This is a genomic window from Moritella dasanensis ArB 0140, from assembly GCF_000276805.1.
In the GTDB taxonomy this organism is placed as follows: Bacteria; Pseudomonadota; Gammaproteobacteria; order Enterobacterales; family Moritellaceae; genus Moritella; species Moritella dasanensis.
On sequence record NZ_AKXQ01000001.1, the window covers coordinates 344,986 to 366,740 of the forward strand.

19 protein-coding genes and 1 tRNA gene are annotated in these 21,755 nt (G+C 40.5%); 10 read left to right on the forward strand and 10 right to left on the reverse strand.

The genetic code is table 11. The features are described from left to right. The first annotated feature begins 146 nt into the window (after positions 1 to 146). The 3 genes from def (at position 147) to yidA (ending at position 2,417) form a co-directional block, all read left to right on the forward strand. Positions 147 to 650, forward strand: a complete 504-nt coding sequence (def, locus tag A923_RS0101495; protein ID WP_017219869.1) for a peptide deformylase — start codon at positions 147 to 149, stop codon at positions 648 to 650. Positions 651 to 684: 34 nt separating this feature from the next. Continuing rightward, complete coding sequence (locus tag A923_RS0101500; protein ID WP_017219870.1) at positions 685 to 1,347, forward strand: cold-shock protein; 663 nt, start codon at positions 685 to 687, stop codon at positions 1,345 to 1,347. 260 nt (positions 1,348 to 1,607) lie between these two features. Further along, positions 1,608 to 2,417, forward strand: a complete 810-nt coding sequence (yidA, locus tag A923_RS0101505; protein WP_017219871.1) for a sugar-phosphatase — start codon at positions 1,608 to 1,610, stop codon at positions 2,415 to 2,417. Positions 2,418 to 2,552: 135 nt separating this feature from the next. Here the strand turns inward: yidA and A923_RS0101510 are convergent, their stop codons facing one another. Then, positions 2,553 to 2,732, reverse strand: a complete 180-nt coding sequence (locus A923_RS0101510; protein ID WP_017219872.1) for a hypothetical protein — start codon at positions 2,730 to 2,732, stop codon at positions 2,553 to 2,555. Positions 2,733 to 2,810: 78 nt separating this feature from the next. Between A923_RS0101510 and A923_RS0101515 the strand changes: the two genes are divergently transcribed. Next, entirely contained in the window at positions 2,811 to 3,509 is a 699-nt protein-coding gene (locus tag A923_RS0101515) for a metal-dependent hydrolase (RefSeq protein ID WP_017219873.1), read from the forward strand. 106 nt (positions 3,510 to 3,615) lie between these two features. On the opposite strand, the gene A923_RS0101520 is transcribed toward A923_RS0101515, so the two are convergent. Further along, positions 3,616 to 4,014: a hypothetical protein gene (locus tag A923_RS0101520; protein ID WP_026006009.1), complete on the reverse strand. Its 399-nt coding sequence runs from the start codon at positions 4,012 to 4,014 to the stop codon at positions 3,616 to 3,618. Between the two features lie 274 nt (positions 4,015 to 4,288). Next, on the reverse strand, positions 4,289 to 4,648 hold the full coding sequence (locus A923_RS0101525; protein ID WP_017219875.1) for a DUF2750 domain-containing protein: 360 nt from the start codon (positions 4,646 to 4,648) through the stop codon (positions 4,289 to 4,291). Between the two features lie 298 nt (positions 4,649 to 4,946). Between A923_RS0101525 and A923_RS0101530 the strand changes: the two genes are divergently transcribed. Then, positions 4,947 to 5,037 (forward strand) — tRNA-Ser (locus A923_RS0101530). Between the two features lie 93 nt (positions 5,038 to 5,130). On the opposite strand, the gene A923_RS0101535 is transcribed toward A923_RS0101530, so the two are convergent. Then, positions 5,131 to 7,500 carry a hypothetical protein gene (locus A923_RS0101535; RefSeq protein ID WP_017219876.1) on the reverse strand — a complete coding sequence of 790 codons (2,370 nt, stop codon included), beginning with the start codon at positions 7,498 to 7,500 and terminating at the stop codon, positions 5,131 to 5,133. A 159-nt stretch (positions 7,501 to 7,659) separates the two neighbouring features. Beyond that, on the reverse strand, positions 7,660 to 8,877 hold the full coding sequence (locus A923_RS0101540) for an alpha-xenorhabdolysin family binary toxin subunit A (protein WP_017219877.1): 1,218 nt from the start codon (positions 8,875 to 8,877) through the stop codon (positions 7,660 to 7,662). A gap of 410 nt (positions 8,878 to 9,287) precedes the next feature. Between A923_RS0101540 and A923_RS0101545 the strand changes: the two genes are divergently transcribed. The 3 genes from A923_RS0101545 (at position 9,288) to A923_RS0101555 (ending at position 13,565) form a co-directional block, all read left to right on the forward strand. Beyond that, a complete protein-coding gene (locus tag A923_RS0101545) occupies positions 9,288 to 10,541 on the forward strand; it encodes a winged helix-turn-helix domain-containing protein (protein ID WP_017219878.1) in 1,254 nt (417 codons plus the stop codon). A gap of 93 nt (positions 10,542 to 10,634) precedes the next feature. Further along, the gene (locus A923_RS0101550; protein WP_017219879.1) at positions 10,635 to 12,227 is read left to right on the forward strand and encodes an MATE family efflux transporter; all 1,593 of its coding nucleotides are present in this window, start codon (positions 10,635 to 10,637) and stop codon (positions 12,225 to 12,227) included. Between the two features lie 147 nt (positions 12,228 to 12,374). Then, complete coding sequence (locus A923_RS0101555) at positions 12,375 to 13,565, forward strand: iron-containing alcohol dehydrogenase (RefSeq protein ID WP_017219880.1); 1,191 nt, start codon at positions 12,375 to 12,377, stop codon at positions 13,563 to 13,565. A gap of 113 nt (positions 13,566 to 13,678) precedes the next feature. Here the strand turns inward: A923_RS0101555 and A923_RS0101560 are convergent, their stop codons facing one another. Together A923_RS0101560 and murQ are read right to left on the reverse strand one after the other, a co-directional pair. Then, entirely contained in the window at positions 13,679 to 14,044 is a 366-nt protein-coding gene (locus A923_RS0101560) for an FKBP-type peptidyl-prolyl cis-trans isomerase (RefSeq protein ID WP_017219881.1), read from the reverse strand. A gap of 69 nt (positions 14,045 to 14,113) precedes the next feature. After that, positions 14,114 to 15,007 (reverse strand): N-acetylmuramic acid 6-phosphate etherase, encoded by an 894-nt coding sequence (gene murQ, locus A923_RS0101565; protein WP_017219882.1) that lies wholly within the window; start codon positions 15,005 to 15,007, stop codon positions 14,114 to 14,116. Between the two features lie 81 nt (positions 15,008 to 15,088). Here murQ and A923_RS0101570 point away from each other — a divergent pair, with 81 nt between their 5' ends. Continuing rightward, positions 15,089 to 17,287, forward strand: a complete 2,199-nt coding sequence (locus A923_RS0101570) for an ExeM/NucH family extracellular endonuclease (RefSeq protein WP_017219883.1) — start codon at positions 15,089 to 15,091, stop codon at positions 17,285 to 17,287. A gap of 185 nt (positions 17,288 to 17,472) precedes the next feature. Continuing rightward, the gene (locus tag A923_RS0101575; protein ID WP_017219884.1) at positions 17,473 to 18,510 is read left to right on the forward strand and encodes a GGDEF domain-containing protein; all 1,038 of its coding nucleotides are present in this window, start codon (positions 17,473 to 17,475) and stop codon (positions 18,508 to 18,510) included. Between the two features lie 55 nt (positions 18,511 to 18,565). On the opposite strand, the gene A923_RS0101580 is transcribed toward A923_RS0101575, so the two are convergent. The 3 genes from A923_RS0101580 to A923_RS0101590 form a co-directional block, all read right to left on the reverse strand. Further along, a complete protein-coding gene (locus A923_RS0101580; protein ID WP_017219885.1) occupies positions 18,566 to 20,209 on the reverse strand; it encodes an alkaline phosphatase in 1,644 nt (547 codons plus the stop codon). Positions 20,210 to 20,359: 150 nt separating this feature from the next. Next, entirely contained in the window at positions 20,360 to 20,989 is a 630-nt protein-coding gene (locus A923_RS0101585) for a TetR/AcrR family transcriptional regulator (RefSeq protein ID WP_017219886.1), read from the reverse strand. Continuing rightward, positions 20,989 to 21,750 carry an SDR family NAD(P)-dependent oxidoreductase gene (locus A923_RS0101590; RefSeq protein WP_017219887.1) on the reverse strand — a complete coding sequence of 254 codons (762 nt, stop codon included), beginning with the start codon at positions 21,748 to 21,750 and terminating at the stop codon, positions 20,989 to 20,991. The genes A923_RS0101585 and A923_RS0101590 overlap by 1 nt, the downstream gene beginning before the upstream one ends. Positions 21,751 to 21,755 lie beyond the last annotated feature (5 nt).

A 21,755-nucleotide genomic window follows, 5' to 3' on the forward strand; every position in this document is an offset into this window, starting at 1 on the left:
ATGTGAAAGAAATACGTATAAGTTTCAACTATCTCTATGTAATCGTAATTTATAAACTAGAAACTGAACCCAATTGTGGGCTATAATGTGGCGCTTAAAATATGCACGTTTGTAATAAATAAACAAGAACCGGGATTTAAAAACATATGGCAGTATTAACTATTCTTACGGCACCAAACAAAAAATTAGAGATACCCGCTGAGCAAGTAGCAGACGTAAGTACAGTTCAAACATTGATTGATGACATGCTTGATACAATGTACAAAACAGAAGACGGTATTGGTCTTGCTTCAACGCAAGTAGGTCGTAAAGAAGCCGTTGTTGTAATTGATATTTCAGAGGGTCGTAACGAACCTATGGTATTAATCAACCCTGTTGTTGTTGAAGGCGAAAACATCGAATCGGGTCAAGAAGGGTGTTTATCTATTCCTGGCTTCTATGCTGATGTTGCACGTTTTACGAAAGTGAAAGTAACGGCATTGGATCGTGAAGGTAACGCAGTTGAAATTAATGACGATGGCTTCTTAGCGATTGCAATGCAACACGAGATTGACCATCTTAAAGGTAAGCTTTTTATTGATTACTTATCGCCGTTGAAAAAGAAAATGGCATTAAAGAAAGTTAAAAAAGCAATTAAAGAAATGGACTAATAAGGTCTGAGAAAGACTGAAGGAGCTAAGTTAAGTGAAAGGAAAAATTATATCGTACATTTCTGCAAAGAAGTTTGGTTTTATTTGTGGCGATGATGGCGAGAGTTATTTCTTACATGTGTCGAGCTTGCTCGATAAAGCCAATGAATCTAAATTGGTGAAGGATGTTGTTGTTGAGTTTGAACCAACTGACACACCAAAAGGCCTTGCCGCAAAACAAGTACACGTACCGGATGTTAACTTTAAAAAACAGTTAGTTGCTTTTTTCACTGCGAAAAGCAATCAACCAAGATACGGGCATGTTGTTGCAAGACATACACTGAGCACACGTTTCTTTAAAGATCAAAACGAAGGTCGTAGCCATATTAAGAAGTTGGCGGCAGACATAGGTTGTAATGCTATTTTAAATACAAATGTAGAAAAGGTTACCTTTCCTGAAGGTGGCGAAGATATTACTATGTATTCATTTAGCGGTGACTTTGCATTAGTGACAGAAGATGTACCGTGTAACAACGATACGGAATGTAATGAATCTGTCGCGATCATTGAAGCCAGTGTTGCAACTGTAACAGGGCAATTCCAACGTGTAAGTAATACTGAAATTAAAGCGAAAGCGAAGCAATTACGTAAATTTAACCCACTGCTATTAATGGGTGCGGTTGTTATTCTAGGTGCTGTTTTCGCCATTTCTATCTAGCTCGTTAATACGGTCTGTTATCACAGTATCGTTAATGCGGCACGTTTAAATAGCTTGATAATATTGAGCTAAGCCTGTCTTTTGACATGATTTGAATATCAAGCGGTGGTATTGAGTTAACTCGATACCACCGCTTTTTTATGTGTGTTAATTACAATAAAGTGTGACGTGCCTAGGGTATTTTGTATTTATTGCTGATCAGCCTACCTCTATGTTGTAATATAACCACAATATTGTTGCTCGTAATTTCCTGAGGTTGTATGTATAAATTAATCGCGTTAGATATGGATGGTACTTTACTTAATTCTCAAGGTGCTATTTCACCGCGTAATAAACAAGCGATTCTTGCTGCAATAGCGCAGGGTACGCGTGTTGTGCTGGCTTCAGGTCGACCCCTTGAAGGGATGAGCTGGGCGTTAGAAGAGTTAGGCATGACTGGCAAAGATGATTACGTTGCTTGCTACAATGGCAGTCTAGTGTATCAAGTCGAAGATAAGACCCTTTTACGCAGCCAAACCGTCACGGGCGCAGATGCAAAAAGACTGGCCGCGCTAGCGACTGAGCTAGGTGTTCATGTACATGCATTTTCATTAAAAGCCGGTCTGATCACCCCGAAACATAATTACTATACCGACCATGAAGCTAAAATTAATGGTCTGTCTATCACTGAAGTGGACTTTAGCACCCTGAGTGATGATGAAGGCATGCTAAAAGTAATGATGATTGATGAGCCTGAAAAGCTATCTGCCGCGATTGCGCAGTTACCGGCATCGATTTATCAACAATATAATATTCTGCAAAGCGCACCGTTCTTTTTAGAATTTTTGCATACCGACAGCCATAAAGGTATCGGTGTAAAAGCCATTGCCGATCAGTTTGGCATTCACGCCGACGACGTGATCTGCATGGGTGATGCTGGTAACGATAAGCAAATGTTAGAATATGCTGGACTGGGTGTGGCAATGGACAATGCCAGTGATGACATTAAAGCCATCGCTAACCATATTACGGCAAGCCATAACGACGATGGTGTAGCGCTGGTTATTGAAGCGTTTGTATTAGCAAAATAGTACTGGCATCGTACTCGTATAGAACTAGCGCTGTACTTAAATAACGCTGTCTCTACCGCATAAATAGAATGGGTTATGTTATTACAACGTGACCCATTGCTGTTTATAGGCTAGTGCCTAACCAGTAATAAACTGTTAACCTTTAATCTCTTCAATTTTTTCAATGATCTCATCTTTATTGTCGATAAGGTCTGCAATTTTCTCTTGTACCTGCTCGAATCCATCACTTTCAATAACGCTATTGATTTCATCCGTGTAATTAATACCAATATAAATACCAAAGCCGATTAATGCGATCGCGATAAGCTTAAACATAATAATTCCATTCTAATGATTAATTAATTCTTATTTGTCATATAATAGCAGCATTAAACTCTATAATGAAAGGCCATAATGGCAAATTTCAATACACACTTAAATGTAGCAGCACTCGTAACAGGTGTTTGTTCTGCCAGTCTAGTTGCCGCCGGGCACATTGAACTTGATACCGCTGTGTGGCTTTGGTTCTTAGGCACAATGGGCGGTTTATTACCGGATATTGATTCTGATAATTCGACCTCACTGGATACCATCTTTAATCTTTTTGCGTTTGCGATTATCTTGATCATCATGCGTTACCTCATCGATGATGATGCCGGTGATTTAAGCTTTATCAAGGTCATTGGGATCCCAGTTGTGACTTATGGGGTAATGAAATACGGATTCAGAACTGTTTTTGAACGTTTAACGGTGCACAGGGGCAGTTGCCATTCTTTGTTATTTTTAACTTTATGTGGATTGTTGACGACGCAAGTGATTGCCAATATTGATGGTATTGATTCCGCTAAGGCCGATATTCTAGCCTGGTTGTCGGGTGGTTTTGTATGCTTAGGTGGTGTGATTCATTTAATGTTAGATGAACTGTACAGTGTTGATTTACGCAACATTAGGATAAAACGTTCATTTGGTACGGCGCTGAAAATCGTCGATTTTGACAGTAAATTGTTGATGTTAGCGATGATGTTTGTTGTCGGTATGCTGTGGACAACGACACCTGAAGTAGAAAGTACACTGGATATGCTGAGTGACTGGTCGATGTTTCGTTTATTCTAACTCGTTTAAAGTATACATTAACTAAGCCAAAACATAGTTGTCAGTAATGAGCGCGTTACAATTAACGCCCTCATTACTGTCTGTCTACTGACCTATCTTTACTGACTTATCTTAATTCTTCAAAGCGGTATGTTTTACGCGTCACACCAGATGCTTTCTTGTCTCGAGTTACGGCTATTTTCTGTTTACCACGCATTACATCATACGTGATCAGGCCATCAACAAACGCGTCTTGACGTTTTTTTCTACCATCCAGATCAACCGTTTTGTTATTTACACGGCAGCTGTATTCCCACTTATCTTTGTTCTTGCTTTTAAGTGACAATAAAACTTTTGGTCCTTTAAGGCCAACGGCGTTGATTGTTCTTGGTGACTTGTTTAGCGTTAATGCTAATGCTGCTTTACAGATACCGTTATCGGTAATACGTGCCGCGGCAACATCGTTACTGTATGAAACTGAGCTAGCTAGCACGACTGCAGATAAAACGAATCCTGAAAACTTCATAAGATACTCACTGGTTGTAATTGTGGATGCATAATAAGTACAACGGCAGACATTTTCAATAACAGGCACCGTAATTTTTGAGAATATATAAACGACGGTAATATGATGTTTAATCATGCGTTACTTAGTCTTATATATAATGTTTTATGGTCTTTAATGGCAGTACTTTTTTGAGGTGATAGATAAGAGAGGGGGAAATAGAAAAGGAAGTAGGGAATAAGTGCCTAACAGGTAGGTTAAGCACTTCATTTATTGTATTAATCGATTTGACGAATTAAAGCTTTTCGATTTCTACAACTGATTGCGTAAATGCATTTAGTTCAAGTTCTGCACATTCGCCTTCAGATACCCAGTTTAGACCAACGATAACGTTATCTTCGTTTAGATCTTCAATCCAAAATTCAAGTAAGTCAGATACTGAGATAGCCGTTGCTTTAAAGTCTTTCCATTCATCACTGCAATGTATTGTAGCAAGTGCTTCTGTAGACCAAATTGGCATAGCATCTGTGTTTTCGAAGTTAACTGAATCACATACAACCCAATCTTCACCTGTTTTGTCTTGTAAGCCCCAAACTTGTTGGTTAGGTTTAACGTCAGCAAAGAATTTAGTTATTATTGGATTTGTTTCTGTCATGAGATTCTCTTTGTATTAGGAATAATGTATTAAGAATAATAGTTCTGCGCGCATTATACGGATAACATCGCAAATAGTCAGTAAATATACTAACTCATGGTGATGAGGAAGTTTAAGTGGCTAGGGAGCCTTCTTTTACTGGGATAATTTGCAGGACAAGTGAGTGTGATTTATCAACACATTGGCCTAATTACAACGTAGTTAGATGTAAATCGCAACGTAAAGTGAACGGGTTGAGTTAATTAGGCCTTTGATATTTACAATGCATGCAAGCTTCTATACTATTCGGACCTGCTGCGGAGGGGTGGCAGAGTGGCCGAATGCACTGGTCTTGAAAACCAGCAGGGGTTAATAGCTCCTCGAGAGTTCAAATCTCTCCTCCTCCGCCATTATTTAGAGAAGCCGGTACTTATTCATTTAAGTACCGGCTTTTTGCTTTCTGCTATTAAGTTATTAAGTTATTAAGTTATTAAGTTATTAAGCTAAAGAGTTGGGATCCCATTTCCAGAAAAACTAACTTTAATATTATCTATCGTACTGAGATCGATATCTTCCCAGTTATTTAATTTTATGGTCCAAGTGGTAAAAGGCGTTGGCATAAAATAGTTTAACGCATAATCAGATGCTATCGCGCCACTGGTCAGCATTTTCACTTCTTGTGTTTCGCTATTGATCAAATTGTAAATGATTCTTCTAAACAATGGCATGGCTGTAAAAGTGTAATTATCTTGATATCTTCTATCTTGATAAGAGCCACTCGATAGTAAATCAATATTATACAAACCTGTCGGTAGGCCTGTGCCCTCGATAAAAATACCGACTTCACTCAGCCTTACTCGGTCGAAATCTGAAAATATTGTGCTACCTAATGGTAATGTGAAATGCAAAATACCCGTATTTTTAAATTCGGCTAATTTATAGCTGTCATTAATATTATGAGTAATCGATGTAAAGTCTTGCGGACGAGGATAAAAATGATCCAAACTAGCCGCTTCCTGCTCACGCATAAAAGCAAGATCTTGTGTATAAGCAGCAAAAGATTTGTTTAAAGAAGCGGTCACAGAACTCTCTTCTAAAGACCAGTAAGCAAAAGCGGAGCGATAATTAGCAAGCGCAATAAACATAGGGCGTTTAAGGTTGCTCAAGGTCCTGAAAAATGCGTCTTCTAATGCAGTCACAGCTCTGGCATCGTCATCAATTGATGAAATAAGCGCTGATACTCGGTTGATATTCGCTACATTGACTTGGCTCGCAATTCTTAAATCGATTTGTCTGGATAACTCTTGTGCTAAGTTAATTGCTGTTGCCGAAATCGCTTTTGCTTGAGCAGCCAGTCTTTCCAGCTCTGCAAGGTATTGGGTACTGCCAATAACACCTGCACTAATAACACTTGAAAAGTCAGCTCGAGCATCGATTAGAAACTCATCCCAAACGAGATTGGATGCTTCCACTGTTGGTACCGTGTGCTGAATCGTATTATAAAATTTGGCTATGTCATCTGCCAGCACTTGATATTCTACATCTTTAGAAAAGGTGTCGAGAGCTGCCAGCGATTCTTTAATCTCACGTTGTCTTTTCGCGATCGTGTCTAAATTTTTCTTTAACAGAATTATTTTGGTGCCTAAATCAGGTAGCGTCGATATAAACTTGATCAAAGCACTGGGATCACCTCCGGCTGAACCTGCTATCGCCGTGCCTGCATTGGCTATTGCACTGACTACATCAAACACAGTTTGAATGGTCGCTCGGTCTGCAAAAGTCTCTAAACCCTGTCTAAACGCAATTTGGGCTTTAAGGATATTCGTATCTTGGCCTTCATAGTTCGCAGTTTGCTGAATAAGCGATTCCCTTAATTGATTAACTTGGTTAACCGACCGCTCAATAATCGCAAACTCTGCACTGCTTACGCTTTGCAGGTCTTCCAGCATAAGCACTGCAAGTTGCTTACGATCTGCAAGAAGGAGACCTCTATCAATATAGTTCTGATATTTATCTTCATAGGCGCCCATCGCGTCTAAATAACTGGCATAGGTATACTCATACATATCATGGTTTAAGCCCGGCACATAATGAGGATTATTGTATGAAAGCTGAATGAATTGCTTTAAATTTGAGATTTGTAAATAGAGTGAATCTAATTCTACGTTTTGGTCAATCGCGACAGGCATGAACCTCAATACGCTTTCAACCCAGTCAAGCATCGCTAAGCTAAGCTCTGGTGCGTTATCAAAAATAGACGCTGCCATATCAAAAGAATGATTAAAAATAGCTAAGTATGGGGCACTTTCTATTGCGATCAGGGCATCTATTTCACTTTCTATCGTTCTCTTGTCATATGTCGTTTCTGAAATAGTATAAATTTCACCAAAACCCTCGCTTACCGGCACCACAATATCAAACTCATAACCAGCGGGAAGTAGGGTGATCACGTTGATATTACCATTGATATTTTTTGCAAATATACCTAGGCTCACTGAGTTTGACGTTCTTGCATCTATATTTAATGTGACAGCACTATCGCCAGTAATATTTCTAGCAAATATAAATAATCGCTGATTAGTTAAGTTAGCGATAACACTTTCGGTTATAACCAGTGTATCGGCCACAATAACGATTACATTCGGTTTATTCGCGCCATTGGTTAATGAATAATCATTTAAAATAGTGCTTAAATCTAATAACATGCCTGAGACTAAATAAGATTGACCATCATTTATTATTGTTTTTTCAGTCACGCTATCAGGTAAATTTTTAGGTGCCGGAAGATCATGATAATTAATCCATTCAGCGGCATTAGCGCCGAAGCTAAATAACAAACTGAGTGTGATAATAAAAGCGTTGAAAACATTCATCTTACATCCTTATAGTCATAGAAACCGATTAGTATTGAAAGCTAATATAGACAGCTAGTATAGAAAATAGATTGAGCCTATAGAGGCCATAATAGCTATTCACCTAACCCCTTACAGCGTTAGATAAATAGTGCTAATAGATCGTGTTAATAGATCGCTTTAATCCATGATCACATAAGCGTTCTGCGCAAATCTTCTTGCTTTGGTGCTTATTTCCAGCCATTTAGGACCTACCACGCCAGCCAGTGGGCTGCTGACAATACCGGCAACCAGTAAATTGGCATTTCTTAAGGCATCTTCACTATCTAATGAATTTAACGATGTGGTGAGCGAGTCGAAATCACTTTCTAGGCCCTGCCAGTGAAGTTGCACTTTTTTCAGCTGAGGTAATGCATTTTCAATATGTGTCAGCATTTTATTGATGTTTGAGTGCGCGATTTCATAAGAAGCGCCAAGGTTAACCGCATGTTCTAAACTTGCATTTGCTGCATTTATTTGGTTGTTTACATCTGCAATCAAATTATCTAACCTGACTTTTCTAGCGCCTTCAATACTGCCACAAATAGTTAAAACCAGCGGACCACCTATTGCGCAGAGGCCAATATTACGTTTCGCTTCACTTAGATCGCTCCTGTAACCTGCTATTTCACTGTTTAGTAGGCTGATGTTATTCCTTAAGGTACTAATCGAATCACTGTTGAGTAATGTAGAAAAATCACCTTCAATAACATCAAGTTGTGCTTTTTGAGCTTCAACGTCGGCGGAAAATTGTTTTAAATCCTCAACGGCTTTCGTTGTTGCTTGCTGCTGTAGATGGGTAAAGTTCTTTAATACATTTAAAAATGAAAGTGCTGCATCACGATTGGTCGCGGCAGCAGAAAGGTCAAACGCGAGGGCGTTTTGTTGTAGCTGGGTAAGCTGATTCATCAAGGGCTGGATAAGTTGTGGGTGTATATCGCCATAGTTTGCAAGTTGTAGCGCTAAATCAACAATACTTGGGTAAATGGTTGAGTTCCAATCATGACCAGACTGATTAATACTGGTAAATTCAGCTAGCAAATTCTGATATTCATAGCTAAATGCATCATTCGCAGGAAACTTTGTGAGTGTGCGTAAAGATGCTTCCGTTGTTGGTAATGAGATAGCGGCCGTTGCATAGGCTTGAATTTGATACCACTCCGCGGTTGAAAGTAGCGATGTATCTGACCCAGTATCAATAAATAATGAGTCACCTTCAAAGTCTCCTTGGATCGTATCATAATCAAGAGGAGGAATTTCAGTGATGGTTTGTGCATGCAATAATGTTGACCCAACGATAGATAAAGCAAGTAAGCTCATTTTAAAGCCACGTAGTTGTTTATTTGTGTTAATTTTCATTTGTCTGTTCCCTTAGATAAATATGATTTTATTTTTAAGGTTTAAAAAATATTAATCCTTTTCCGCGATAGGAATATGCCAGAGCGATATAATGGTTTTTGGAACAGAGATCTAAATTTGATATGTATCAATAAAGATTTATTACATTTATGTCTGTTTATAAATATAAACCTATTGATTTGTAAAGGATTTGGTTTTATTTTCCATATGAGTAAATCGCAAGTTATCGCCTATGTAGACAACGATTAAACTCGGGTATATAAATTACGGCGCTCGTTTTTATAAAATATTAAGTGGAATACATAGCTATATTTATATTTTTAGGTTATATAATTAGCATCTAAGATGTTAATTATTATGACGTTAATTGTCGTGGAGTTAATTTATTATCCTGATAGAAGGTTGCTTTCATGACATACAAAATTTCTAACAATGTCATTTTTTGTAAAGTAAAAGCGAATTTTAAAAGTTTAGAAAGTACGCAGAAATTAAGTTCATCAGAAAAAGAAATCATAGACTTGTTATGTTTTAAAAATGGCTCTGTTGTTTCTAAAGATGAGTTGAAAGTAATAGGCTGGCCAGGATTGGAAGTAACCGATCAATCTTTAACACAAGCTATCTATTCACTCAGAAAAAAATTAGCTTTATGTGGCGCTGATGATGTTATTGCGACTGTGTTCAATCAGGGTTATAGCGTTAAAAATGCGGAGGTATTATCGGAAGATGCGTTATCTTTACGACCGCACTCTATTTATAAGTTTAAAGTCTTTAAGTTAAAAGTCTTTAAATTAAAAGTCGTTAAGATAAAAGCGACAAATATCCTACCATTTTTCATTTGTTTACTCTTACCCTACATACTCTATGACCAGTACCTACACAATGAAAGTAATAATGAAGAATTGGGATTTTTGTCTCCGCAAACAAACTATATACATAATGGCCACTACCTTACATTTATCTCCAATGAGAATATAAACAAAGATAGAAAAGTCATGATTGAAATGTTCGTTGATAAAATACCCACTAAAAGTAAGGTATTTTCTTTTATAACCACTGATAAAACCTATATTCTAGCTTGCCCATTAACTAATAATGCCATTATGTGTGACAGTACTGTAAGTAAAGTATTAGAACTGCCAGCCAATGAAGAGAACATTGCGGTTACTAAAGTGAAAGAGTGGTTCTCATTACAGCAAGAAATTAAAAGTGAACTGCCGCTATTTACAGGGGTAATGATGAGCTCGGTTAACTATATGTTTGTTGATGAACAACTCACCATTACGGATAAAGTGCGCTTTATTTTCGATTTTAACAATCAGGTCGAAAGTGGGTTTAAAGAGTTCAAGCTTAAAGATAAAAAATATGCAGGAAAGTATAAAGGCTCTATATTATATTCGAAGAAATCAGATACAAAAAATACCTTTGTTAGCCGTAGTGGTGATTTTACCTTTAGTTTTGATCACAATGTCGGTACGGCAGCGTTAATAATGCAAAATAGAACGATAGACATCATTCCTTTTAATCGTCTTTTAAAAGATAAATGTAGCAAACAGATCACAGAAAAACGTGTCATTTGGAAGGTGGGAGAATGGGGCAATCAATCTCTATGGGTATCCACTTCTTCTAATAAGATGTGGTTGTTTGAAGAAAACCCACTCTATTAGGATTTTCACCGCTTTTTGCTTTCTGTGTTGCCATACTTGATCCACAATGTTACTAATAGTAATCATTCCCCTTTATTCATGATCCCGACTCTTATGACCACAGCTAAGTTCACCCAAGGCTCGACGTTGTCTCATATTATTTATATGAGCTCGACGGGCGCTATCGGTTTAACCTGCCTCTTTTTAGTCGATTTACTGGATCTGTTTTATCTCAGTTTACTGGGCGAGCAACACTTAGCAGCGGCTGTTGGTTATGCGGGCACAGTGGCCTTTTTTACTACCTCTATTTCAATTGGTTTGTCTATTGCAATGGGCGCACTGGTGTCTAAAGCGTTAGGGCAGGGCAAGCGAGATAGTGCGCGCTCGTATGTAATGAATATCAGTGTCGTGACCATTATTGTTTCCTTGATTATCATGGTCTTGACCTGGTTTAATATTGAAGCACTATTGAGTTTACTCGGTGCCAAAGGTGAGACCTTACGTTTAGGCACTGTGTACTTACAAATCTTAGTGCCATCGATGCCGTTGATGTCGGTTGCGATGTCACTGGGCGCGAGTTTACGTGCAGTCGGTGATGGTAAGTTATCTATGCTATCAACTATTGGCGGCGGCCTCGTTAATGCGATATTAGATCCGATTTTCATTTTCACTTTAGGCATGGGTATTGAAGGCGCGGCGATTGCCAGTGTGTTGGCCCGTTGTGCGGTATTTGCTTTGTCATTCTATGGGGTGTACTCGAAACATAAACTACTCGGCAATTGGTACATCAATAGTTTTAAAGCGCAATTACCCTTTATCATGGCGATTGCCTTACCGGCGATGTTAACCAACATCGCTACGCCGATTGGTAATGCCTTTGTTACCCGCAGTATTGCCGAATTCGGTGATAGCTTCATGGCGGGTTATGCCACCATCAATCGTATTCTTCCGGTCGCATTTGGAATGATCTTCGCGTTGTCTGGGGCGATTGGCCCTATTTTAGGACAAAACTACGGCGCTAAATTAATGCCGCGGGTGCGTGAGAGTCTCAAAGACGCATTATGGTTTTGCACGGGTTATGTGATTGTGGTGTCGTTCATTCTATTTTTAATTGAAGATTACTTGATCAGTGGTTTTAACCTGACGGGTGATGCGGTTGAAGTCGTGACACTATTCTGCCGTTTATTAGCCCTGACCTTTATTTTTAATGGCATGATGTTTATTGCCAACGCCAGCTTTAACAACCTGGGTAAACCGAAATATTCGACTTGGTTTAATATGGGCAAAGCGACATTGGGTACTATCCCATTTGTGCTGGTTGGTGCTGAATTGGCTGGTGTTAAAGGTATTTTAATTGGTCAGGCGTTAGGCTCGGTGTTCTTTGGTATCGCGTCTATCATTTTGGCATTTAAACTGATTAAACAAAAAGAATGCAAAACAGATCTGGATATCGAATTTGGCGATAAACTGGTCAAGGTTACTGAAGGTGCTGTTACTGACGGTGCTGGAACTTATGGTGCTACAGGCGGAGTCAACGCGACCGCAACAGCGGCTAATGATGTCGCTAGCGTCGCAGGCATAGCGATGACGTCGACGGTCAATGCATTGTCTTCTGAATGTTCGCAGTTTGGTATGTACAACGAAGAGTACGACAGCAAAGGCAGTAATTTGTTATTGGCGGATAATGATAACAAAGAAAAATCGTAATTATATATAATGTAAATTATGCCTTTTTAAGGCGAACCGCGATTTAGGTCATTCGAGATTAATTAGGGTTATTACTTTAATTAACTCATGCAGACTATGCGATTCATCGTGTAACTCGCATTACGTATTAATTAAAATGGAAAATTTATGTTACATCAAACGGTTATTCAAATCCGCGCACAAGCCAATAAACTCATCCCGATTCCACTGCCTAAGTTGATTGAAGGCGAGGGCGCTATTACGCAAACGGCGCTAGCATTAACAGAACTTGGCGGCATTAAACCGCTGATCGTGACTGATGCGATGTTAGTAAAGTTAGGTATTGCTAAACACTTAACAGATGCGTTGGATGCTGCAAATATTGCGTATGCACTGTTTGACGAAGTAACACCCGATCCAACATTACAACTGATTGGTAATGGCTTACAAGAATACAAGCGCAATGGTTGTGACAGTGTTATCGCATTAGGTGGTGGTTCACCAATGGATTGCGCTAAAGCGATTGCAGCGGCAGCTGTTAAAAATGTAGATGCGAAAAAATTGGTGGGTATGTTACGTGTGCGTAAAGCACTGCCGCCATTTATTGCTATTCCAACGACGGCAGGCACCGGATCTGAAGCGACACTTGTTGCTGTTGTGACTGACCCCGTTAAAAAGCAAAAATTCACCATTATTGATCCAAGCTTAGTGCCTGCGGTTGCGATCCTTGATCCGCTGCTCATGTTGGGACTGCCCGCTAAAATCACCGCTGAAACCGGCATTGATGCGTTAACACACGCGATTGAATCTTATATTGGTTACCATGCCACTGAGCAAACCAAAGCTTACGGTTATGATGCGGTAAAACGTATTTTTGCTAACCTACCTACAGCGTATGCAGATGGCCGTAATGTTGAAGCACGCCGTCAAATGTCGATTGCGAGTTTCAATGCGGGTGTGGCGTTTACCCGTGCATCGATTGGTTATGTGCATGCCATTGCCCATCAAATGGGTGGTTATTACCATATTCCCCATGGCCTGGCTAATGCTGTGATCTTACCGCATATTCTTGATTTCTCATTCGAAAATGCATTATGCCGTTATGCTGAATTAGCGATTGCGGCTGGGTTAGCAACAGCGGAAGATACCCAAGTTGCAGCTGCGCATAAGTTTGTTGCGGGTGTGAAAGCATTGAATAAAACATTAAATATTCAAACTGATTTCCCTGAGCTTAAAGCGAATGACATTGCTGAACTGGCTAAACGTGCAGTGAGAGAAGCGTATTGTGAATACCCTGTGCCGAAACTGATGAACAGAACACAATGTGAAGCTTTGTTGAATAAACTTGTGGCTGGTTAATTCGCTGAGGCTGAACTAGTTGATAAGCTGAAACAGCTAAAAAAATGACCTACATAACGGCTAAAATGCGTGTTATGCGGGTCATTATTACTCTCGCTAAATAGCCAAACTGATTAATCGTCGCGCGTTAGCACTTCAAGTAACTCAATTTCAAAACTAAGATCTGAATGCGCAGGGATCACTGAACCCATTTGACGCTCGCCATAAGCCAGTGCAGATGGCACCGACAGTTTACGTTTACCGCCAACCTTCATGCCCATAATACCTTGATCCCAGCCTTTAATTACACGGCCAGTACCAATCACACATTGAAACGTTTTACCTTTGTCGTAAGTCGAATCGAATTGCGTACCATCGCCCAGAAAACCACGATATTGCGTCGTGATCAACGCGCCTTTTACTGCTTCTTTACCATCACCAATGACGATGTCTGTTATCTGTAGTCCGTTTTCTTGAAGTGTCGTCTTGTGTTCAGTCATGTTTAATCTCATGTTTATGTTTTGCAAAGTGTGCAAAGTATTTAAATATGCAGCTTTTGAAATACAGGGCTATTGATTTAACGCTTGGCGTAAAAACCCTTGGTTATCGGCTAACTGTCGGCTTGCAGTGGTATAATCAACGCCATTTAATTCCATCAGGATAGCTGATTTTACGTGCTGATTAGCGGCAATTAACAGTGTTTTAGCACGTTCACGCTCTACACCTGTCACATCCATAATGATGTTTTCGCTACGGGTGATCAGCTTTTCATTCGATGTTTTCACATCAACCATCAGGTTTTGATACACCTTACCGGTTCTGACCATGGCGCCTGTACTTAGCATGTTAAGCACTAATTTTTGTGCTGTACCGGCTTTCATCCGACTTGAACCTGTTAAGACTTCAGCACCGACAACGGGTGTAATGGCAATTTTGGCGATACTTGATATTGGTGAGTTGTCATTACAGCTGATGGCAACCGTGTCACAGCCCAGCTTATTCGCAAACGATAAACCACCAATGACATAAGGCGTACGCCCAGATGCGGCGATACCAACAACCACATCTTGCGATGTTAATTGGATACGCTCTAAGTCGACTTGCGCCATGTTTAAATCGTCTTCAGCGCCTTCTTGGGCTTTAAACATGGCTGCTTCACCACCGGCAATAATACCTTGTACCTGCTGGTGGCCAACACCAAAAGTCGGTGGACATTCTGACGCATCCAATACCCCTAAGCGTCCAGATGTGCCTGCGCCAATATAAATTAATCTACCATTTTGTTGAAATGCATGGGCGATCATGTCAATTGCAGCGGCAATAAGTGGGAGTTCAAGCTTGATGGCTTGTGTGACTTTGTCATCTTCACTGTTGAATAACTTAACAAGTTCTAATGTTGAAAGTTGATCTAGGTTAGCACTTGCCGAATTTCTTTGCTCAGAAGTAAGCGATTGTATATCCATAGTAACTACACTCATACAGCACAAGACGCAGGGTCTAATGAAAGGATTGATGGTGATGATTCTAAAACAGAAGTGTAGAGAATGCTAGGGGGTTTATTTCGTGGTGCGATACTCATTATAGTGACGATGAATAGTGCCTTAGCCGCTGAATTAATGCAGAAGGATAATGAGTACGATAACTACAATAACTCCAACTACAACGTTAAACAGCAGCCGGTTTTATGTGTTGGTGAGAATAGTTCGATTAGTCAATTGCAAGGAGAGGGTAAACGCTCACCGTTTGTTAATAACACCACTGCCTTTGATACCAAGCCCTATAGCAAAAAAAAGCATTATCGTAGTGACAAAGTATTTACTGTGCAAGGCGTGGTGACGAAAGTAAAGCTGGGGCGAGATGCGGGCTTTTTTATGCAGCAAACGACAGCAACGACACTCAGTCTGGCATCAACGGGTATCTTTGTCAGCACAGATAACATTGCCAATATTAAACGAGAGAGCCGCGTATGTGTGAGTGGATTTGTTGTTGAGCATTATGGTATGACGCGATTACAGCCGACAGCAGGCGTCAAAATACTCGCGAATGCGGTAAGGCTGACGCCTACGAATATAATGGTGGCGACAGCAGATGCTGACTTTAGTCAAACCTTAGAGCGTTATGAAGGCATGAAAGTACGCTTGGTTAATTCCCTCGATATGCGGGTGACCAAACCGTTACATTATATTCGCCGCTGGCAGCGTTACACTATCGTGCTTAGTCATCAGCAGATTAACCTTCACCCGAACACCACTGCCTTGCCTGGCAGTATTGATGCTGACCAGCAAGCGTTAGCGAACAAGCAGCGGCGTTTGTATTTACAGTTAGATTCAGGCGATTCTCTGACATCTGGTCTGGAGCACATGCGGGTGAATGACCGAGTCTCAGGTATTGTCGGTGTTATCGCTTTCAGTTATGGCGAGTTTAGATTACTGGTGGATAATGCTTTATCCCAAGCTCAGTTTATACACATGAGTGACAGGCAGATCTTGCCGCCGCGAAGCGATAACTATCTGCGCATTGCTAGTTTCAATGTCCTTAATTATTTCAATAGCGCTGCGGGTGGCGGGATCAACCCGTTAATGCAAAATCGAGGTGCGAAGACTGTGTTTGAATTAGGTAAGCAAGAAGTTCAGCTGCGTGACACTATCGTGGCATTGGATGCTGATTTTATTGGTTTGATGGAAATGGAGAATAATGGCTTTGGTAAACAGTCTGCGATAAGACGATTGCTAGGGTTAGTGAATGACGCGATAACCAACCCCAGTAAGCATTACGCTTTTATCCAGCCGGATAAGTCAGACTTACATCAAGGGCGTTTTTTGGGTTCAGGCGCGATCACGGTTGCTGGGTTTTATCGTCCGACAAAACTGCAACTGGTTAATACGCGCGTTATTCAATTGCCGGTACAACGCAGTCGGTTAGGTAATGCCTATCATCGACCCGCACTGACCGCGACATTTATACGTATCGATGATGATCGAGAGCATGACTGGGAAAATAGTAAACAGGGTAATGGAAAGCATAATAGTGGGGAGTATAGAGAGAAACGACTGACTATTAGCGTGAATCATTTGAAATCGAAAGGTTCGAAATGTTTTGAAGATAAACAGCGTGCTACTATGCTGAAGAAACTAAAGCGTAACAGCAGTAAAGATAAGCCATCATTACGGGCATGGCAGCAGGTAAAACACCAGTCCGATAGGCAAGGGCATTGTGCACAATTTAGAGCGACCGCGGCAACCGTATTAGCTCAAGCATTGGCCAGTGAACCCGTTGATAAACCGAACGGTACGATTATTCTCGGCGATTTGAATAGTTATCCGCAAGAAGATCCGCTGTTGGTATTAACGGATCATGATCCTGCGGGTTCTGGTTATTATAAAATCGACCACAGTGAGTACAATTACCTAGGGGAAACGTTACTGACACCGCCTCTTAAACCTGTCGCAGGATTTGGTTATCATGATCCATTCATGAATCAAGCTTATGATAGTTGGACTTACTCTTTTAACGCATTAGGGCGGTTAGATTATATTTTGCTTAGTCCAGATCTGGTGTCGAGTATAGTGACGAAAAAGGTCTGGCACATTAACGCGGCTGAAAGTCACTTGTTAAATAGTCGAAAGGTGTTAAACGCTAGTCGTTCACGGGATAATAATCGCGCTGTTTTAGCTAATATGACAGATATAACACCCGTATTTTCGTCTTCAGATCACGAACCTTTGTTTATTGAACTGAAATAAACCTAATGAGATGAAATAATGTAACGGAGTATTAGCTACAAGCAGCCATAATCCTGTACAATTCAGCCACCTATACTTCACTACCTATATTGAGGTGGTTCCTGTTTGGTTCGTGGATTCTATTTAGCACGGCGTTTGTAGCGTTTTGACTTCTATTTACTTTTTACTTTTTATTTTGGTGTACGATGAGCAAAAAATTAACCTACCAAGCATTAGAAGCACAAGTTGCAGCCCTTAAAGCGCAATCGGCTGTTTTACAGCAACAACTTGAGGTAGCGAACCAAATAACAAGTAAATCACTGCAAACCACACAACTATTACAAACGTTAGTTGATACGATTCCTAGCCCGCTGTTTTATAAAAATACCGATGGTGTCTATCTGCAATGTAATGACGCTTTCGCCCAGACCATGTTAGGCAGTGATAAAGACGGAATTATTAATAAGTCGTTGTTTGATTTAGGTGAACATGTGCCTCACGAATTAGCTGAAATATATCACGCTAAAGATTTATTGTTATTAAAGAATCCCGGTAAACAAGTTTATGAAACGTCGGTGAAGTGTGCCGATGGTGCTATCCGAATATTCTCGTTTTATAAAGCCTCAGTACTTGATGACGATGGGAACATTCTTGGTGTTGTCGGCGTTATGCTTGATGTGACTGAATTGAAAAATAAAACCCGTGAATTGAGCGAAAAGAACCGTTGTTTAGAAACCTATTCCACCACAGATCCACTGACAGGGTTATATAACCGACGTAAATTTAATACGGTATTCCCAGATAGTTTACGCGTTGCTAAGCGCAGTAAGCGCTTATTAAATTTTGCTATTATTGACATCGACAACTTCAAAAAATACAATGATAACTACGGCCACGTCGCAGGGGATAACGCCTTAGTGACTATTTCGGCGATGTTACAGAGTAAGTTGTTACGTGCAGATGATTATATATTCCGCTTGGGCGGCGAAGAGTTTGGTTTATTGTTTTATGCAGATGATGAAATTATGGCATCGCAATTTGCCAGTGATATACGTCTTGCAGTGCAAGAACTGGCTATTCCGCATAAAGCCAATGACGACAATCGTTATATTACTATTTCATTAGGTTTGGTGACCATTAAACGTAACAATAAGGATATGCTTGATTTGTATAAGATGGCGGATGATCTGTTGTATAGAGTGAAACGTTCAGGCAAGAATCAGATATTAGCCAAGATTGTTTAAGGTCAGATTTACATAAACCTTAAACAAACTTAGTTGGTGTTTATTCGATTTATGCTTATAAGAACGCATTCACCATTTTCTGGTTTAATTCGACATGATGCTGCATAGTCGAAAACTGTTTCGTTATGTTATCAGGGCCAAATGCATAAACAGGTAGTGGTGCTGCTGTGTGTGTACCCGTTCCCCAAACTACATTTTGCGACGCACCTAATACACGACCAATTAAATTAGCATGTATTTCATCGCCATAAACAAAGAACTCTTTAAAGTCATTCACTTTTGGAAACTCTTTCGCGCTGAGGTATTTGTGTCCTTCAACGTAATACTCATTTTCTTCACGCTGAGTAACCGGTTTCGCTTGTTCTGGCGTTACTTTAAATTCACTGTAGTTGTTGATGGCATCTGCCCATTGCTGACCGGTGGTGTTAGTAAAGTCCCAGTCTGCGTTTACTTGATCCATCATGGCGTAGAAGGTACCGCTTTGAGCGTAAAGCTTATCGAGTTGTGAGAGTTCACCAAAATTAAAGTTTGGCTTGTACTCTTTACCTTGCATACCATTACCCGTCAGCTGTTGTGCTTCTGGTAAGTTATTACGTGAATAACTGAAACCAAAACTGCCGGTTTCGTGATCGGCGGTAATGACGACCAAGGTATCATCGCGGTCTTTCACCCATTCATAAACGGCGGCAACAGCTTCATCAAACTTGACCAGTTCATGTAGCATCCAACCAGCGTCGTTGACATGACCAGCCCAATCAATTTGGCCACCCTCAATCATTAAGAAGAACCCGTCTTCATCTTTAGATAGTACGTCTAATGCTTTGATCGTCATATCGCGTAATGAAGGTTGCGTGCAGCTGTTATCTTTTTTACAAGCTGTGTAAGCGATACCGTCAGCCATACCTGAATTGGCAAATAAACCCAGCAGTTTAGTGCTGTCTGATGCTGCCAATTGCGCTTTATCAAACGCGAGGCTGTAACCGTATTGATCTTTCGCTTCTAATACTAAGTTACGTTGATCTTTACGTTTTGATTTTTTGTAAACGCTATCTGGCGCCCCTAAAGCCGCCATTTTCGCTCGACTATCTTGGTTGGTTTTTATATCAGCCGGTAAGAATACGCGCGCGCCGCCTGATAACATCACATCGACACTGCCTGAGGCTATGAGTTGTTCGGCAATCTTGGCTTCGTATGAACGATGCGGCTGGTGGGCTGCGAACGCGGCTGGTGTGGCGTGGGTAATACGCGTATCAGAAACCAGTCCTGTTGCTTTACCTTGTGCTTTGGCTTTTTCTAAAATGGTTTCAACAATATTACCTTGGTCATCTAAACCGATCATCTCAGAACCAGCTGCGACACCTGTTGCTAGTTGCGTTGCAGAACAAGCTGAATCAACCACTAAGCTGCCATTACTGCCGTAAGGCGCGCCTAATGAAAGTCCCATTTGTCCAGCGTCGGCAAACGTTGATAATGCAGTTTTGTTGTTTTTATCGTTGTAGATAGAGTGCGGGGCGCGTTGTGCGTATTCTTCTAATAAGCCAACTTGTTGTGGCCCCATACCATCACCAATCATTAAAATTACATTTTTAACTTTGTTGATTTCTGGCGTTGCTTCTGGTGCGGTAACTACTGAAGTACTGTTACACGCGCTAAGTAATACACTTGATACGGCGAGCATTAATACACTATGTTTAATCATCATCAATCCCTGTAAATGGTTAATCTAGTTGTTTTATTGACGCTAGAGTATAAGGGAAATGTTACATTTATGTGAATTTAATAATGATATATAAGTTATATTAACAATATTATGAATTATTATTAATGATAGTGTTAAGTTACCATTAGATTACGCCTGATAACTGCCAACAAGTCGAGTGATATGATTGTGTAATATATCTGAAAAGTTAAGTTCAAATAACTGTAACGGTCCTTCTTTTATTACCTCGGCCACTGCGCCAACAGAATGGCTCATGTGCCAACAACCAATAATCACTTGTTGTACCTGGAATAACAACGCCGTCGCTTGCTCGATACTCAATGCGTAATGCGTACTTAACATCGCTGCGTATTCTTGCGTAAATAGCAGTAAAGTCGTTTTGAACTCACGGGCTTCATCAAGGGTTAAGTTACATTGTAATGCAGTATGCATGATGGCGCTGAGCTTACAAAATAGCGGATGTTTGATTAAGGTATTACAAATCGAATCGGTGAGTTGTACTTGCTCCATTTGAGTTTTAGCGGTTTCTGCCAAATGCTTAAATTCTTGGGTATATAACGCCAGAAATAAGGTTTCTTTGTTTCTGAAATATCGATACAGGGCTGCTTTGGTGATCCCCACATCGGCAGCGATATGTTTTAAGTTAACTTCTTCATAACTGAGCGTTGCAAAACGTGCCGCGGTTACGTCCATGATCTGTGTCAGACGTAACGCTTTTTGCTCTGGTGTCGTTGCGCGGCATTTAATAATACATTGCATTACGCTTGTAACCAGCCTGCAATTTTACGGGTCATGAAGCGGGGTGATACTTTGCCTAGCAATACACCGACTTGGTTCTTAATACCGGTGACGACAATGGCACTGTGGCGGTTGGCTAACGCGAGTTTGGCTACTTCTGCCGATGTCATCGCGCCTGCTTTAAACAGGTTTGAGTCGGTAATGTTAGCTTGTTCAGCAAACTCAGACAAGGTTGGGCCAGGGCAGAGTGCACTGACTGCAATACCTTGGTGACGTAGTTCTTCGTGTATCGCTTCTGAGAACGACAGTACAAATGCTTTGGTCGCGTAGTATATCGCCATGTTCGGACCGGCTTGAAACGCAGCGGTTGATGCCACATTGATGATGAAAGGTTTTTCCTGTTCACGCATGTTAGGTACTAAACGGTGAGTAAGCTCGACTAAGGTGCTGACGTTTAATTGGATCATTTGCATTTGGCGTTGCAGTGGTAAGTCGGCAAAGTTACCGCGGTCACCAAATCCGGCATTGTTAATCAAGCCGTTGATCGCTAGATTGTTAATGCTTATTTCTGTCGCTAATATTTCACTGCCTGCTGGTTCAGCAAGATCAATGGCAAAGCATTTAACATCAACACCATGTTCGAGTTTTAATGTGTCAGCTAGATCTTCTAACTTTTCTTTACGGCGCGCTACTAATACTAAGTTCTGACCTGTCGCCGCTAATTGCTTCGCGAATTCACTACCGATACCCGCACTTGCGCCAGTGATGACTGTATAGCTCATTGTAA

Excerpts from the sequence above, each read along its gene's own strand:
- murQ (WP_017219882.1), bottom strand. The coding sequence starts at position 15,007 with ATGGATATACAATCGCTTACTTCTGAGCAAAGAAATTCGGCAAGTGCT.
- A923_RS0101540 (WP_017219877.1), bottom strand. The coding sequence starts at position 8,877 with ATGAAAATTAACACAAATAAACAACTACGTGGCTTTAAAATGAGCTTA.
- A923_RS0101550 (WP_017219879.1), top strand. The coding sequence starts at position 10,635 with ATGACCACAGCTAAGTTCACCCAAGGCTCGACGTTGTCTCATATTATT.
- A923_RS0101570 (WP_017219883.1), top strand. The coding sequence starts at position 15,089 with ATGCTAGGGGGTTTATTTCGTGGTGCGATACTCATTATAGTGACGATG.
- A923_RS0101510 (WP_017219872.1), bottom strand. The coding sequence starts at position 2,732 with ATGTTTAAGCTTATCGCGATCGCATTAATCGGCTTTGGTATTTATATT.
- A923_RS0101575 (WP_017219884.1), top strand. The coding sequence starts at position 17,473 with ATGAGCAAAAAATTAACCTACCAAGCATTAGAAGCACAAGTTGCAGCC.
- A923_RS0101525 (WP_017219875.1), bottom strand. The coding sequence starts at position 4,648 with ATGACAGAAACAAATCCAATAATAACTAAATTCTTTGCTGACGTTAAA.
- A923_RS0101515 (WP_017219873.1), top strand. The coding sequence starts at position 2,811 with ATGGCAAATTTCAATACACACTTAAATGTAGCAGCACTCGTAACAGGT.
- A923_RS0101590 (WP_017219887.1), bottom strand. The coding sequence starts at position 21,750 with ATGAGCTATACAGTCATCACTGGCGCAAGTGCGGGTATCGGTAGTGAA.
- A923_RS0101535 (WP_017219876.1), bottom strand. The coding sequence starts at position 7,500 with ATGAATGTTTTCAACGCTTTTATTATCACACTCAGTTTGTTATTTAGC.
- A923_RS0101520 (WP_026006009.1), bottom strand. The coding sequence starts at position 4,014 with ATGAAGTTTTCAGGATTCGTTTTATCTGCAGTCGTGCTAGCTAGCTCA.
- A923_RS0101560 (WP_017219881.1), bottom strand. The coding sequence starts at position 14,044 with ATGACTGAACACAAGACGACACTTCAAGAAAACGGACTACAGATAACA.
- yidA (WP_017219871.1), top strand. The coding sequence starts at position 1,608 with ATGTATAAATTAATCGCGTTAGATATGGATGGTACTTTACTTAATTCT.
- A923_RS0101555 (WP_017219880.1), top strand. The coding sequence starts at position 12,375 with ATGTTACATCAAACGGTTATTCAAATCCGCGCACAAGCCAATAAACTC.
- A923_RS0101585 (WP_017219886.1), bottom strand. The coding sequence starts at position 20,989 with ATGCAATGTATTATTAAATGCCGCGCAACGACACCAGAGCAAAAAGCG.
- A923_RS0101545 (WP_017219878.1), top strand. The coding sequence starts at position 9,288 with ATGACATACAAAATTTCTAACAATGTCATTTTTTGTAAAGTAAAAGCG.
- def (WP_017219869.1), top strand. The coding sequence starts at position 147 with ATGGCAGTATTAACTATTCTTACGGCACCAAACAAAAAATTAGAGATA.
- A923_RS0101580 (WP_017219885.1), bottom strand. The coding sequence starts at position 20,209 with ATGATTAAACATAGTGTATTAATGCTCGCCGTATCAAGTGTATTACTT.